General features: G+C 48.5%; 13 protein-coding genes and 1 tRNA gene. 8 read left to right on the forward strand and 6 right to left on the reverse strand.

What is annotated here, in order from left to right; genetic code table 11:
• Window positions 1-34: 34 nt before the first annotated feature.
• The gene (locus tag MUG84_RS00400; RefSeq protein WP_244717543.1) at window positions 35-250 is read right to left on the reverse strand and encodes an alpha/beta-type small acid-soluble spore protein; all 216 of its coding nucleotides are present in this window, start codon (window positions 248-250) and stop codon (window positions 35-37) included.
• Between the two features lie 195 nt (window positions 251-445).
• Here MUG84_RS00400 and nrdR point away from each other — a divergent pair, with 195 nt between their 5' ends.
• Window positions 446-922: a transcriptional regulator NrdR gene (gene nrdR, locus MUG84_RS00405; RefSeq protein WP_244717546.1), complete on the forward strand. Its 477-nt coding sequence runs from the start codon at window positions 446-448 to the stop codon at window positions 920-922.
• Window positions 923-1,201: 279 nt separating this feature from the next.
• A tRNA-Ala gene (locus MUG84_RS00410) sits at window positions 1,202-1,274 on the forward strand.
• Window positions 1,275-1,785: 511 nt separating this feature from the next.
• On the opposite strand, the gene MUG84_RS00415 is transcribed toward MUG84_RS00410, so the two are convergent.
• The 5 genes from MUG84_RS00415 to MUG84_RS00435 all read right to left on the reverse strand — a co-directional run bounded on the left by MUG84_RS00415 (window position 1,786) and on the right by MUG84_RS00435 (window position 8,092).
• The gene (locus MUG84_RS00415) at window positions 1,786-2,637 is read right to left on the reverse strand and encodes a DUF4097 family beta strand repeat-containing protein (RefSeq protein WP_244717549.1); all 852 of its coding nucleotides are present in this window, start codon (window positions 2,635-2,637) and stop codon (window positions 1,786-1,788) included.
• A gap of 37 nt (window positions 2,638-2,674) precedes the next feature.
• A complete protein-coding gene (locus MUG84_RS00420; RefSeq protein WP_244717552.1) occupies window positions 2,675-5,095 on the reverse strand; it encodes an ABC transporter permease in 2,421 nt (806 codons plus the stop codon).
• Window positions 5,096-5,099: 4 nt separating this feature from the next.
• The gene (locus MUG84_RS00425) at window positions 5,100-5,858 is read right to left on the reverse strand and encodes an ABC transporter ATP-binding protein (RefSeq protein WP_244717556.1); all 759 of its coding nucleotides are present in this window, start codon (window positions 5,856-5,858) and stop codon (window positions 5,100-5,102) included.
• Between the two features lie 90 nt (window positions 5,859-5,948).
• A complete protein-coding gene (locus MUG84_RS00430) occupies window positions 5,949-7,373 on the reverse strand; it encodes a HAMP domain-containing sensor histidine kinase (RefSeq protein WP_244717559.1) in 1,425 nt (474 codons plus the stop codon).
• 20 nt (window positions 7,374-7,393) lie between these two features.
• Window positions 7,394-8,092, reverse strand: coding sequence for a response regulator transcription factor (locus tag MUG84_RS00435; protein WP_244717562.1), 699 nt, complete (start codon window positions 8,090-8,092; stop codon window positions 7,394-7,396).
• A 539-nt stretch (window positions 8,093-8,631) separates the two neighbouring features.
• Between MUG84_RS00435 and MUG84_RS00440 the strand changes: the two genes are divergently transcribed.
• From MUG84_RS00440 to MUG84_RS00465, 6 genes are all read left to right on the forward strand, one after another.
• Entirely contained in the window at window positions 8,632-9,612 is a 981-nt protein-coding gene (locus MUG84_RS00440; protein ID WP_244717565.1) for an acetylxylan esterase, read from the forward strand.
• A gap of 300 nt (window positions 9,613-9,912) precedes the next feature.
• Window positions 9,913-10,200, forward strand: a complete 288-nt coding sequence (locus tag MUG84_RS00445) for a hypothetical protein (RefSeq protein ID WP_244717568.1) — start codon at window positions 9,913-9,915, stop codon at window positions 10,198-10,200.
• Between the two features lie 77 nt (window positions 10,201-10,277).
• Complete coding sequence (locus MUG84_RS00450; protein WP_244717571.1) at window positions 10,278-10,472, forward strand: hypothetical protein; 195 nt, start codon at window positions 10,278-10,280, stop codon at window positions 10,470-10,472.
• 309 nt (window positions 10,473-10,781) lie between these two features.
• Complete coding sequence (locus tag MUG84_RS00455; RefSeq protein WP_244717574.1) at window positions 10,782-12,572, forward strand: sensor histidine kinase; 1,791 nt, start codon at window positions 10,782-10,784, stop codon at window positions 12,570-12,572.
• A 25-nt stretch (window positions 12,573-12,597) separates the two neighbouring features.
• Window positions 12,598-13,350 (forward strand): response regulator, encoded by a 753-nt coding sequence (locus tag MUG84_RS00460; protein ID WP_244717579.1) that lies wholly within the window; start codon window positions 12,598-12,600, stop codon window positions 13,348-13,350.
• Window positions 13,351-13,499: 149 nt separating this feature from the next.
• Window positions 13,500-14,828: an ABC transporter substrate-binding protein gene (locus tag MUG84_RS00465; RefSeq protein WP_244717582.1), complete on the forward strand. Its 1,329-nt coding sequence runs from the start codon at window positions 13,500-13,502 to the stop codon at window positions 14,826-14,828.
• Window positions 14,829-15,023 lie beyond the last annotated feature (195 nt).

Here is a 15,023-nt window from a genome sequence, read left to right on the forward strand (position 1 = left end):
GCTGCCTCAATACTTCTTCGGTATAAAGCATGTATTATTTGAATTGACCAGCCAGTTGTTGTTCAGCCAGAGTTACAAGACGTTTTGTGATGTATCCTCCGAGCGAACCGTTCTCATAGGAAGTCATGTTACCTTGGTATCCGTCCTGTGGAATGGAGATACCCAGCTCTTGAGCAACTTCATATTTCATTTGGTTGAGGGCTGCAGTAGCTTTTGTTACAACCAGGTTGTTTGAACTGTTTTGAGCCATCGATGTTCACCTCCTTGCTGTTTGTAAATGTATTATGTCTCAAAGATTGAATCTCCATAACTTTTTTTATATATTTTTATTTGGAAATATTATCTATTTCCCACAGGACTTACAGGGAGCGGCTTTGCCGCTTTTGAACAAGGGATATTCTAAGTATTTAAAGCCCATTTTGAAGGATAAAGGAAGTGAGTTTGCATGAAATGCCCGTACTGTGATTACGGAGGCACCAAGGTGCTGGATTCCCGTCCGGCCAATGACAATAAATCAATCCGCCGCAGACGTGAATGTGAGAAATGCAGCCGGCGCTTTACGACATTTGAAATGGTCGAGGAGACGCCGCTGATCGTCATTAAAAAGGGCGGCAGCCGCGAGGAATTCAGCCGGGACAAAATTTTGCGCGGTCTAATCCGTGCCTGCGAGAAGCGCCCTGTTTCCGTAGAACAGCTGGAAGCCATCGTCTCCGAGGTAGAGAAGTCACTGCGCAACACGGCAGTAGCTGAAGTGGAAAGCCGCCAGATCGGCGAGCTGGTGATGGAGCAGCTGTACCCTGTGGATGAGGTAGCCTACGTGCGCTTCGCATCCGTGTACAGGCAGTTCAAGGATATCAACATGTTTATGAAGGAGCTTAACGGACTATTGTCCAAAAATACGATGCCTGGATCCAGCGACTAATGATTCCGTTTCCGGCGTTCGGATCAGGCTGATTTCTTTAGTTAGACAAAGGGGAGATTCTCTTTTGTTTCGTATTGGGGTTTTGCAGTACCCAGGGTGGGCGAAGAAGAGGCGAAGACTGGTTGTCAGAGGTGACAATTTCAGCCGCCTTTTTTTGCTGGTGGAAGCGGATTTTACGACAACAAGCTGTTGGGCATGACTCTAAAAAAGTGTTGCATGAGTTGGTCTGCTATGCTATATTATAAGAGTGCTCTTTTTAAAGGAGTAACTACATATTAAGGGGCCTTAGCTCAGCTGGGAGAGCGCATCGCTGGCAGCGATGAGGTCAGGGGTTCGATCCCCCTAGGCTCCATATTAGAAAAACCCTTGCATAGCAAGGGTTTTTCTGCTTCTCTTATAGTTATTAGACTCCGACTAAAACACAAGTTGGGGACGGATTTAGTGGTCCTTATCGGTTTGAGATTGTTTTAGCATGGACCCCTTAATTAATTAGCAATGTTGCGGAAGTATGTCGTAAATCATGGAATCGAATTGGCTTTAGCTTTTTTCGTTTAAGGAAACGACGAAGCCATGTTCCTGGAGCTGTTTGATAGTAAGGTTTCCCATTCCATGTCGAGAAAACAAAAAATAGTCAGTACTCCCTTCCCATTTATCACCCGCCTGCTCCTTTAATGATTTAATCGACAGAGTAAAAATCTTAGAGCTTAATTTTTGAAGACAGGTTTTTCAAAATAGATTAGAACCTAATCAAGGATACCTTTCGATGTTCCATCCTGCCACCTCATAAGTTCAATTTAATAGAGTTGTGAATAAGAAGCCGCTCCGATTGAAGGAGCGGCTTCTTATTCACATGCAATATAGCATTATTGTTCTACCGTAATAGAACCAACGGAGGAGGTCAGGGTAATCAGCGGACCACCGCCATTCATATCGCTTTTTCCTTTATTCGCTCCGCTGACGCGTCCCAGTTCAGTTGCAATGTTTAAGCTGTATGGAGAATCAGAGGGAAGCTTGGCTGTGATAGTGCCGACATCGGTGGTGGCTTTCAGGACGCTTCCACTCGCGATCCCATCGAGTTGAAGTCGAAGGCTGCCAAGCTCGGATTGTAAACTGGATTTGCCCTGAATGTTGGCTTCATCGATGTGGATAACACCTACGCTGTTGAACACCTTGTACTCGCCATCCAATCCGCTCAATCCGATCTCGCCGACATTTGTCGATACATCAAAGCGAGTGACTTTGGCGGGTAACTGCACTTCATAGTTGATACTGAATTTGGAGTCGCCATATTTTCTCTTGGCCCAAGTCCATAAATCCATTTCCGGATCTTCTTGGGGATGGGCGAGGACGACCATCAGATCGCCGTCTACTCGCACAGAGACACTAGCTTCCTTCACGATTTCTTCCATAATCGATTTATGACTGTCGTTGTTTAAGGTTTGGAGTGAAGCCTTCAAACTCAACTTGTCATCCGGACTCGCAGATACCTCAATATTGCCTACGGTATTACCGATCTTCACGGCTTCCGTGATGTTTTGCTCCACGGTGACGCTCAGATCTTCTTTCACGCTGTTGCTGAGCATCTGATCATACCACTTGGAAGCTGAGCTTGGGGATTCGTCGCTTGTGTTATTGCCAGGCGAGCCGCCGCAGCCAGGAAGAACAAGCATGGAACCCAGAACGATCAACAGAAACTTCTGAATATTCTTATTCATTATCATCAGCTCCTTGTTATTTACGGTCAGGGAGCCGTTATTCTACTACAAGAATGCGCGGCGAGGCATTTTGAATCACTTTGGAAGCTCCCCAGGCTCCAAGCGCCGCCGCGATGACACTCACGCTTGCAATCACAACAGCTCCTCCCCAATGGAGGATAATAGGCAATTTCATTATCCCGTAACCGCCCAGAATACTCTCAAGCAGGTTAGGCAATACATAGATGCCGATCACGATACCGATCAGCGCTCCCAGTACTGAAAGAGCGGCAATGCCAAGCGTAATAGACACTCGGATCTGCTGAGAGCTCATTCCGATTGACTTGTAGATGCCGTAATTTCTGCTCTCCTTGCGGATATTGATACGGCATGTGCTGTAGATAATGATGAAGGTCACGATGGTAAACAACAGTCCAATGAAGCTCAGCGGGTAGATCATAATGTTGGCTGCTTCTGTAAAGACAGAATCCAGTAGTGTTTTTTGTGTCACAATAGACGCCGAGTCTTTGAATTCTGAATTAAGTTCGGTGACGACGGTATCTGCATCAGCAAGATCATGGACATTAATAAACGCAACATCCATGACTTTAAAGGACGGGTTGACGGCTCTTACGGCATCCAGGGGAACGCGCGCAGAATAGGAAGAATTAGAAATTGCCTGGTAAATTCCTGTGATGAGCAGCGTCTGCTTTTTTCCTTCAATATAGACATTCACCGTATCACCCAGAGTCTTGTTTAATGTTTTTGCTACATTGACGCCGAGTGCGATTTCATTCTTGTAACGGGGATTATATCCGGATACGTTATCAAAGCCCATCTGATCGTAGCTACCGTCTAACACACTTAAATTTATGCTTAATGAATGGCCGCCGTTAGTTGTATTTCCAAGTGACCCGGATGCTGAATCATCGGTTATAATCGCCGTTGTATTTCCCTGCCACCCCGAGTCCTTGATTCTTGAATCGTTAGCGACGGCTTGCTCAAACTGCTCACGAGGGAAGGTCGTTTTATTAATGACTAAGGCTGAGATGTTTGCCGAATCATAACCCCACTGGGCGGCAGTTTGCTGAATGCCGAAAATGCTGCTGAGCACGATGAATCCAAGCACAAGCACAGAGGAAGCCAGCATCGTCAAGATCAACATCAGAACAGAGCCCTTTCTGTTCTTGATCAGATTTCTGATGCCGATGACAGCCATCACGGGCAGGTTGCCAAATCCAATTTTGCTGGTGCCGGCGGAATTCATTCTCTTGGCAATCTTGCTGCTTTTCGTCTCGGACATGCCAAAGCGTATGGCTTGCACAGGTTGTACAAAGCGGGCTCTTCTCGCATACAGCACGACAAACAGAATTACCAGCGCGAATAGAAACACGCCGACAAGTACCGCGGCATCCAATCCCCGTATAGCAATCTCCGAGTTCTTGGTACTCAGAGAGGAAACCGTCATGCCAATAATGATCTTGGACAGCATACGGCTAAGTGCAAGTCCAGGAATGACCGCGATCAGAGCCAGTAAGCCGTATTGAGTGACATAGGTTCCAATGGTGTTGCTTGAGGTTAGTCCTAGCGACTTGAGAATACCGATCGTTTTGTAATTGGCTAGAACGGCGTCCGAAATGGTAAAACCAATTGTAATCAGGGCAATCAGCATCATGACCATACCTAGGAAGATCATAATAAAACCGACAATCTGGTTGATGATCAAGTAGAAGGAGGAGATTGCCTCAAATTCCATCTTTGTTTCAAGAAACGGGCCGCCGAGTGCAGCTTCAAATTTAGTCCAATATGCAGCATTCTTGCTATAGACGTCAAATCGTAGTCCCATCATATAAGAATCCTGGCCAGGCAGCGAGGTGATTCGCTCCTGATAGTCGTCCGGGTTCATCCAGATTCGGTACGTATTGGTGAACGGTGCGCCGAACGAAATGTCGACAACCACAGCTGAGACGCTGAGCGGCAGCAGCTCGGAGCCAATATGATAGCTGACGATATCCCCAACAGACATCCCGTAAGCATTTGCTAGGGATGTGGGAACCCAGACGGTGCCTTTCGCTGGCGAAGGACTTTCTGTTCCCTCGGAAAAAACAAGCTTATCCACCACAAACGGACTTTCTGGCGTCTGGATCATATGCAGATATGCGTTCGGAATGTCCTGGTTGTCGTAAGTAATGCCCGATAATGTCCGATACGGTAGCAAGTTGGAGACGGATACGCCATCCTGGCCTTCCCACCATTGATGCACGAATTGCGGATCATGAAGTCCTTTCTCTAGCATGAGGATTTGGTGTGATCCGTTCGTTTTCTTGTGCATATCGAAGAACATATTGCTTGTATTGGCAATGATAATAGTGGCAGTTGTGACCAGCAGCGTAGACAGAAGGATTAGCAGGATGATAAATAAATTTTGGGTTTTGTTCTTCCGGATATTTGACAAGCAAAGCGACCATATTGCAGCCATGCGATCACTCCTTTCCGGTTACAAACGCAAAAATCATCGATTCCCGATCCTGCGTATGATGGGTATCATATTTATCAAATTCAAGGAATCCGCCAATTTTGCCGTCGCGGATATAAATCAGGCGATCTGCTCTGCAAGCTGCCTTCATGTCATGAGTCACCATGACGACTGATTGGCCATTTCGATTGATGTCGGTCAGGATATCAAGAACCGCATGGCCATGTTCAAAATTGAGGCTTCCTGTCGGTTCATCCGCGAACACAATGTCCGGTGAGTTGATCAAGGCTCTGGCGATCGCTGCACGCTGCTGCTGACCGCCTGAGGTCTGAGCGGGCAGGCGGCCCCCTTGCCCGGCGATGCCCATCGACTTCATGAGGTTGTCAGCTTTCTTCTTGATATTAGATTTCCGCTGTCCGGCGATATATCCGGGTAAGGTAATGTTATCCATAATGGAAAGGTCCGGTACAAGGTTAATGCTCTGGTAGATGTAGCCTATTTTTTTTGAGCGAAATTCGGACAACTCTTTCTCGGTATAATGATCAATACGCTGATCCTGGAAATAAACTTCGCCGGCGGTTACGTTATCCAGTCCGCTAAGCATGTACAGCAGGGTAGATTTTCCTGAGCCGGAATTCCCCATAATGACAGTAAAATCTCCTTCATATATGTCCAGATCCAGATTCCGGATTGCATGAAATTGCTCACTGCCGCTGTTGTAACTTTTACTGAGATTCTTAGCTCTAATGATCGGTTTCTTTTCCATACCCTCACCCCTGAAATGAATTTACTTCAATTTACCTCTTGAATGTTGCAAAAGGCTTATTAAGTTATTAATAAAGTATTACATATGGTATTAACATAAGGGCAGGGTGAAATTGAAGGTAGTTCCTTCGCCGTGCTTGCTTGTAAAAGAGATCGTCCCGCCGTGCGCTTCGATAATTGTCTTGCATATAGAGAGGCCAAGCCCAGTGCCTCTATGCGCGTCAGAGCCAGGGTTTCTCCTGAAATAACGCTCAAAAATAAAAGGCATGTCCTGCGGACGTATCCCGCTGCCTGTGTCGGCTATGATTACTTTCAGCATGCCGGCTTCAAGATGAACGTCAATCCGGATGGAGTCGCCGGGGGAGGTATGCTTCAGCGAGTTGGACACCAGATTGGATATGACCTGTTCAATCCGGTTAGCATCCATATTAATCAATACATTCGGAATTTCTTCGGGCTCGATGTAGTTTAGTTCGTTTGTGCGCACATAGTGGCCAATAGGCTTTAGAATCTTATAGAGAATATCCCGGCTGTATTGCTCGCGGGGTTCCACGGTAATTTGGCCCAGATCCTGCAGGGTCTGAAGTAGGAGATCTTCTACGAGCCTGGCCATTTTATCGGTATGAGTTCGCATAATTTCGATATATTCCAACATCGTATCCGTATCGGAGCAGACCCCTTCTAGGATGGAGTCAATGTAGGCTTTGATGGTAGTGATCGGTGTTTTGATTTCATGTGAGATGTTGGTGATCAGCTCTTTCTGCGCCTTTTCCTGCTGGATTCTTTGCATGCTTAAATACATAATTTCTGTCCTCATCTGATCAAACATCGAATACAATTCTCCCATTTCATTCAAGCTGGCATAGGTCGGTTGTTGTTCATAATTTCCCTTCAAGATGGCTTCGGCATGAAGCCTCAACTGCAGGATAGGCGATATCAAATGAAATTGGATTGTCCGTTTCATAAAGATGAGCAGCAAAGCGAGGCAGAGGACAATTAGAGCGATTATCACGAAGGAAAGAACAGGACGGTAATTCGATTGAGCGGGAAAGACCTTGGCTTCTGGAAGGAAATACACCGCATTTCCCACCTGACTTTGAGAGTTTTTGTCGATGACGGGAAAAGCGATCTGGAACAGCCCGCTGCTTTGCTGACCTGAATACATGTCGTAGCGCAGAAATCGGTTGACATTATCTTGAGCGATGGGCGAAAGGGCTGCCGAACTAAAGGTAACAGTACCATCCAATTGGACATAGGCTAGACCAATCTCGTGCTGGGTCGCTAAACGGTTTAATTCGGTCTGTACTTCTGTCGTCCCGATGTTGTCATGATGTTGTTCCAAATAGAGCATCAGCGGATTAATGGCCAGGCGCACCTGATGAATCACGCTTTGGGGAGGAGCCTCCTTGTTACCCGAAAGGCTGTATGAAAGCAAATATAAACTGCCTCCTAGCAAACCAGCAAGCAGCAGCAGCGTTATGGTCAGCGATTTATTGGTCCAGCTCCTTAAAGACATATCTCCTTGCCTCCTGTCGGTTAGTTTGCGCTGAATTTATAGCCTACGCCCCATACTGTCTTAAGATAGGCAGGATTCGACGGGTCAGCTTCAAGCTTCTCCCGCAGCCGCCTAATATACACAGTCACGGTGTTCTCGTCCCCATAGTTGGCATAGCCCCAGACCGCATCCAGCAATTGGGATTTGGAGAATACCTGGTTTTTGTGAGCGGCTAAATGATAGAGTAGTTCAAATTCCTTTGCTGACAAGGATACTTCGTTACCGTTTACCGTGACGATGTAAGCTTTTTTATTTATTTCAAGATTCCCAAAACGCAGCACATCCGGATCCTGATGTATCGTATTGACGCTTTCATATCTGCGGAAATGAGCGTTAATACGCGCCAGCAGCTCGGTGATGGAAAAGGGCTTGGTCATATAGTCATCCGCCCCGAAGCCGAAACCCAGCACTTTATCAGTATCGCTTCCTCTTGCGCTCAGGATCATGATCGGGACATTATTCTTCTCTCTAATCTTTCGACAGAGCTCAACGCCATCGATATCCGGGAGCATGATATCCAGAATGATATAATCCGGTTCCAGCATTTCTAGGATGGTGAGTCCATCCAGACCGTTTCCGGCAACAGCTGCTTCATAGTTATTCTTTATCAGGTAATCTGCTAGAATTCGAGAAATATCCTTTTCGTCTTCGATGATGAGAATCTTTTTTGGTTGAGACATTGCCATTCTCCCATGTATGTATGTATTTTTGATTCTAAATTGCGCCACTTGATATATGAAAATTATGTCAAAGGAAGAAAAATACTTCAAGCATAAACTAATTTTATATTCTTTTTACATAAAACGATTGATAAACAAAACCTAAAAATGTGAAAATAATCGTATATTGACGAGTGGTATTTTATGGAATAGTATAAATATCATGGTTTAAAAGTATTATAGTTTCATATATTCATAGTTTTGGAGAACTGGTGATTCTGCGGAGAGGTGAGCGAGTTTGAAGAAAACAGCTTTTGTTTTTCCGGGACAGTCATCTCAGAGAATTGGTATGCTGACAGATCTGTATAGTGAAAGCGAAAATAGAAAATCCGGTTCTCTTTTAAAGTGTCCGGCCGCAAGCTGATACTCAGTAAATATAAGAGACCCTACCGGACCGTGGTGACGGTGATGAGTATAACCATCCACGTCTTTCCTACCAAAAATCGGTACAAATGTAAGACATATACGCTATACTGCTAGTTATGAAGGAGGATGAAACGATGGGTTACATAGACGAGGTGTCGAAGGAACTGTACAGCTATCTTCCCCCTCTCACCAAGCAGGATGATTTTGACGAGTTCTGGGAGACCACCATCCAGCAGGCCAAGGAGGTCCCACTTGATCCGCACAGGGATCGGGTCGATTACCCGGCTCGCCATGCGAAGGTATACGAAATTTCTTATTATGGGATGGATGAGACTCGAATTCACGGCTGGCTGATCGTTCCGGCATTTGTGAAAAAGGAGAAGTACCCCTGCCTGATCCATTATCACGGTTTTAACGGAAGTAGGGGCAAGCCCTCCGAGCTGATGCACTGGGTCATGATGGGGATGGCCGTATTGTCCGTAGACTGCCGCGACCAGGGAGGACGGACAGGCAACAGCGCTTCCTATTCCCACGGGTATGCAGCGAATGTGGCAAGCAAGGGCGTACATAACAAATGGGAGTATTATTACCGATATGCTTATATGGATGCGCTGAAGGCGATCGACTTCGCCTGTGCCCAGGAGGATATCGACGCTTCGAAAATCGTGATCGAAGGCGGCAGCCAGGGCGGGGCGCTCGGTACGGCGGTATCAGCTCTGGACGACCGGCCGGTGCTCTCGATGGTGGATGTGCCGAGCAACAGCAATCTCGTCTGCCGAATTGAAGGCAATCACGGCGCCTTCGCAGCGGTAGCCGAATACCTGAACAAGCACCCAGAGCAAACGGACCTCGTGATGGAGAACCTGAGTTATTTTGACACGATGAACCTTGCGGATCGCATCACGTGCCGGGTGTTAGCCAGTGTCGGATTAAAGGATGAAACATGTCCGCCGCAGATGTATTTCGCCACCTATAACCGAATTACAAGCAGCAAAGTAATCAGCATCTATCCTTTTAACGGGCATGAAGGCGGAGGTTCCGGTCACACGGAGATCAAGCTGGACTATTTACGGAAGCATTTTCCCGACTGGTTCAATGACCAGACTGAATCATGATTATTGATAGATAATGTCTTGCCCGTCACTGCTGGGGGGCAGGAGGAGAACTAAACAACAAAGGTCCAAAAAGCGACGCCGCGTATGGCGTCGTTTTTTTTTGGAAGTCCCGTTTCTTTCTTGGCACTGGACGTGCTATCGTTCTATTCAATCATCGCCAAGGGAATGAAGTGATTTTGTTCTATGGGAAGCATCATTTTGTGTATGACACTTCGGCGGGACGTCATGCTACGATAACCGTGGCACAGTCATGTTCTCATAAAATGAAAACATTTCACTCTACCGGCCGGATAGAGTCCCATGCTATTGGCATATGAGGGGGTTAACATTCCAAAGGAGGCAGATGAAATGAAAGAAGGCAAACCGTGGAAAATGGGGGCAGCCGCACTGATGCTGGCATCTCTCCTGCCCGCAGGAATGGGTAGCGCTGCCGCGGCCTTGACCGAGGTGCCGTATGCCATGGATTCAAGCAATCAGGCGGGATGGTGGACCCCGCTCGAAACGTATGGAACGGGATTGCAACGCGGCTTCCACATGGTCCCGAGTAGCCGTGATCGGCGCATTGGTGAACAAATCGTTCTACCCTGACGATCTTGTATTTGACGCCAATGGGGATCTGCACATTCTGTTCGAATGGTCTGCTTTTGCGGCGAGCCCGCTGAGGCATGAATTGTCTTACATCAAATACAAACCGTCGACTCGTCGGCAATCCCATCGTTGCATATCGCTACCGGGAGGAAGGAAGCACCACCTTCTCCGTGAAATACGGATCATACGGAAACGGCGGATGGAACTTGCAAACGGTGTTTAACGCGGCGGAGACCAAGGCGGCCATCGATCAGCGTGGAGCGAAACGATAACGGCGTCGATATTCTATATCTCGTGGATATCACGAACCGCAAGCTGTACTACGGCAGGAACTAATTCATGATCACAAGAAAGCTGCAACCCCCGCGGTTTTCTTTTTTTTGTACGGGTGGCCAGAAACGCTTTCGCTGGGGAATAGAAGTGATTCTGATGGGAAACAGGCCCATCCTTGTCAATAGAACGATTTGATGCTTTTGGCAGGCTCAGCACCCTACATTTTTACACTTTTGCATAAATATTCTTATCTACGGACAACGGGTGAGATATAATGGGAGCACCAAGAGTGAAAAGGAGTTCTCCTGATGCAGAAATGGCTCGGCCACCTCGTTCCCCACAAGCTGAAATACCGGTTGTTTGCCGTGTTTGCGCTGGTTATATTGCTTCCGTTCAGCGTTTTGAATTTATACAACTACCATAAGATCGAAGCGCTCGTCCAAAACAAAATCAGCGAGCAAAGCCACGAACAATTGGACAATCTGCACCGTTCGCTCGAGGATCAGCTTAGTATCGCGTTTAAGACGCTGATCTTCCTGGAGCAGGATTCCGAGGTCAGGCACATCCTGCAGAAACCGGAAGAACGTTCGGTCCTGGACAATAAGGAGATCATGGAGGACAAATTCAAAGGGCTCAACAACAGCTTTTTTCTGTACAATCCATCCGTCTATTTCACGCTTCTCGACAATAGCGGCCATGTATATACTTCTTACCCGCCGAATACGTCCCTGAATTACGAACAGATTGCTTCGAACCCATCGTTCAAGGCGCTTCAGAAAGCCAAGACCTCCTATCTTTGGGTGTCTGACGACGCTAACTACGTGTCCCGAGATATCAGCAAAAGCCCCACGCTGCTGTCCCTGTACGCCGAGTTGCGGGATCGAAGTAACCGGGTTTACGGACTGGCGCGCATCAGCATCGATTTTTCGTTCTGGTTTCAATCCATGCTGCAAAAATCCGAAAGCGATCAGGCGTACTTCATCATAACCCGGTCCGGTGATTTGATTGCCAGATCCATCCCCGATTCGTCGCTATCCGGCGAAGCCGTCAGAGAGGTATCGCACCTGCCGCAGAACGGCTATTGGACGGATCAAGCGAGCGATTCGCTGGTGAATTATAGCTATCTGTCTTCCCTGGATTGGTACCTCGTGGACCGGATTCCGCTCCATCTGCTGTTCCGGGAGATCGAAACGCTGAAGAAGCAGTATTTTGTAACCTTCTATGTCATTACCGCCGCATTTATTGCAGTTGCGTTCATGATTGCCCATGCGTTTACCAGACCGCTATCCCATATGCAGATGAAGATGAAGGAAGCGGTCCGCAAGGATCTTCGGATCCGGCTGCCAGAGAAGCGATACAAGGGTGAAATTTTGGAATTGACCCGGACGTTCAATACAATGATGGTCGATATGAACGGATTGGTCCAGCGGCTGCGGGCCGAGGAACGGCAGAAGGATGCGGTGCATTTTCAAATGCTACTGGCCCAGATGAACCCCCATTTTCTGCTGAATACGCTGAATACGATCAAGTGGATCGGGTTGCGGGGAGAAGACGAGGAGATCGTGGAAATTTGCCTGTCTCTCGGGAAACTGCTGGAAACGAGCCTCAACTCCGACGTGGACCTGATTCATCTCCGCGACGAAATCGAGCTAACGCACGCATTCCTCTATATTCAGCAGGTGAGATATGGGAACCGTTTTCAAGTGGAATTCAGCTATGATGAGGAGCTGATCTACGCGCTGGTGCCGAAGCTGAGCCTGCAACCGCTGGTGGACAACGCGATTCAGCATGGCATCGGCAATATGGCGGAAGGTGGACGGATTCTGATCCGGATGGGACGCAGTCCGCTGCTGCCGGACCGGCTCACGCTGGAAGTCGAGGACAATGGCGCCGGGATCGAGCAGCCCAGCAGGAATCACGACGAAGGACGCAAGCGTCCGAGCATCGGGTTGCAAAATGTGAGGGAGCGGCTGCGCCTTTTGTTTAAGGACAAAGGGGAACTTGAGATCATTCCGCTCGAGCAGGGCACGCTGTGCCGCATGCATTTGCCGATATTGCTGTCCGAGCCTTATGAAAATGTACAGCAAACGATATCATGATCTAGCTGTTAAGGAGTGAACACGCATGTGGAAGGTACTGCTGGTGGAAGACGAAACATTCGTGCGGGAATCAGTCAAGGAGATCATCCGGTGGGAGGAGATGGGCTTTACGCTGGCCGGAGAGGCAAGCAACGGCATGGAAGCGCTGCCGATGATCAAGAATGACCCGCCGGATCTGGTGCTTTGCGATATCGTCATGCCGCAGATGGACGGCCTTGAACTCCTGCAGGAGACGCGGAAAGCCGGCATCGGGTCCAAATTCGTGATGCTGACCTGCATCGGCGACTTTGAATCGATGCGCAGGGCGATGGAATACGGTGCATCCAACTATATTTTGAAGCTGTCTATGAGCGTTAAAGATCTTAGGGAGACGCTGGTCAAAGTGAGCAGGGAGCTGTCGGCCCGGCATTCGCCAGCCGAACGGCCGGTTCGGCCGGCTGCGGCTTCCCGGGAGAAGATCACGCATCCCGAAGTGAATAAAATCATGGAGTATATCGAACAAAATTACGACCAGGATATTACGCTTAAATCGCTCGCCCGCTATGTCATGATGGGGGAGAACTACGTCAGCGCCCTGTTTAAAAAGAAAACCGGGGAGACGCTGATCCACTACCTGCACCGAACGAGGATCGAGAAGGCCATCGAATACCTAATGACGACGGACCTGCCGGTCAATCGGATTTGCCAGAACGTGGGGTTTATGAACGACAACTATTTTATTAAAATTTTCAAACGGATGACAGGGATGACTCCAAGTCAATACCGAATGAAGCAATAGAACAAAATGCATATCCGATGACCGGTTATAGCTCTTGAACTGCGTATATCTGTTCCATGGGAATCATGATTCTGTTACTTACGGCGGGGCCGCCGCTTTGCTATCCTTGAGCTGCAACAAACAATCCTATTTGATGCGGGGGGCTTCAATTGAGAAAAAAAGGTTGGCTTGCGGGATTTGTATCGTTAGTACTAATCGCGGGCGTGGTATCGGGCTGCTCCGGCGGTGGAAGCAAAGGAGAAGCCGAAGGGGTGGCGGGCAATGCGAAGGCCGCTTCAGGCGGCGTCGTCAAACTGAAAATGTGGGGCGGGGTTCCGCCAGAAGCCGGACCGCAAGAGGTCGTGGACGCCTGGAATAAGGATCACCCGGACGTTCAAGTGGAGTACGTGCGTTATGTGAATGACGATGAAGGCAACTTGAAGCTGGATACGGCCATCATGACCGGCCAGGATGTGGATCTGTTCGTCAACTATTCCGCTTCGCAGGCGGCAAAACGGGTAGCCTCGGGGGCCACGGCTGACCTGAGCTCGTTCACGGACTATAATATCGATGAGAAAATGGGACCCGAAGCGGCCGATTGGAAGATCGACGGGAAGTACTACGGCTTGCCGACGACCAAAAGCTCATTCTTCGTTGCGCTGAACAAGGACGCCCTGGATGCGGCCAATCTCCCTGTACCGAAGGATTGGACCTGGGATGAGATGAGGGAATACGCCAAGAAGCTGAAGAAAGGCGACGGGTACGGGTTCATCCAAAATACCGAGCCGTTTGTCGATCCGATCGACTCGGTCCTCTCCAAAGAGGGATACACCAAGGCGGACGGGGCTTCCAACCTGGATCATCCGCTTGTGCGCAAATGGCTGGAATCCTTATACGGCATGATGAAGGATGACAAGACGACTCCGCCGCTCGGCGAGCAACTGACATCCAAAATGCCGGTTGAGCAAATGTTCCTCAGCGGCGAAGTGCCGATGCTGAACATCGGAGCGTGGCTGCTCCGCAGCTCCAACAACTTCACCGATTATCCGCGCGATTTCAAAATCGCGTTTGCACCGGTACCGAGACTGGAGGAGGATGCCGCAAACTATGTGACTCGCGGTGGATTGGGCGATTATATCTCGATCAACGCCAAGTCCAAGTATCAAAAGGAAGCGTGGGAGTTTCTGAAATGGTATGCGGACGGTGGCATGGCGCCGATGGCGGCGGGCGGGCGTTTGCCTGCATCCATGGATGCCGATCAGGACGCCGCGCTGAAGAGCATGCTGGGCGACAAAGGGGACACCTACGATCAGGAATCCTTGATGTACGTCATGTTCGACAACAAGACGCCGACCTTTGTCCGTACCGTTCCGCAGGAAGTCATGGATCTGCGCTCGCAGGAATACGAAAAGTACTTCCTGGGATCCCAGGACCTGAATGCGACGGTTGCGGCGATGGTCAGCCGGCATAACGAATATTTGAAATCCAATCCGAAGTAGTGATCATTTGAAATGGATGCGCATCACAAACCAGAAGACAAGGGATGGCCAAGCTTGACGGCTGTCCCTTGTCTCAATTTATGCCCATAGGGGAGATAGAACGATTTGATGACCGAGTCCCATTCGGTAAGCCGTACGGCGTTTTTTTGCATGATTTTGTGATATAAAGACGATGGATTTGTTCCTTCTGCGAAA

Origin of the sequence: Paenibacillus mangrovi (assembly GCF_022898935.1) — a bacterium.
Taxonomy (GTDB): domain Bacteria; phylum Bacillota; class Bacilli; order Paenibacillales; family Paenibacillaceae; genus Paenibacillus_AQ; species Paenibacillus_AQ mangrovi.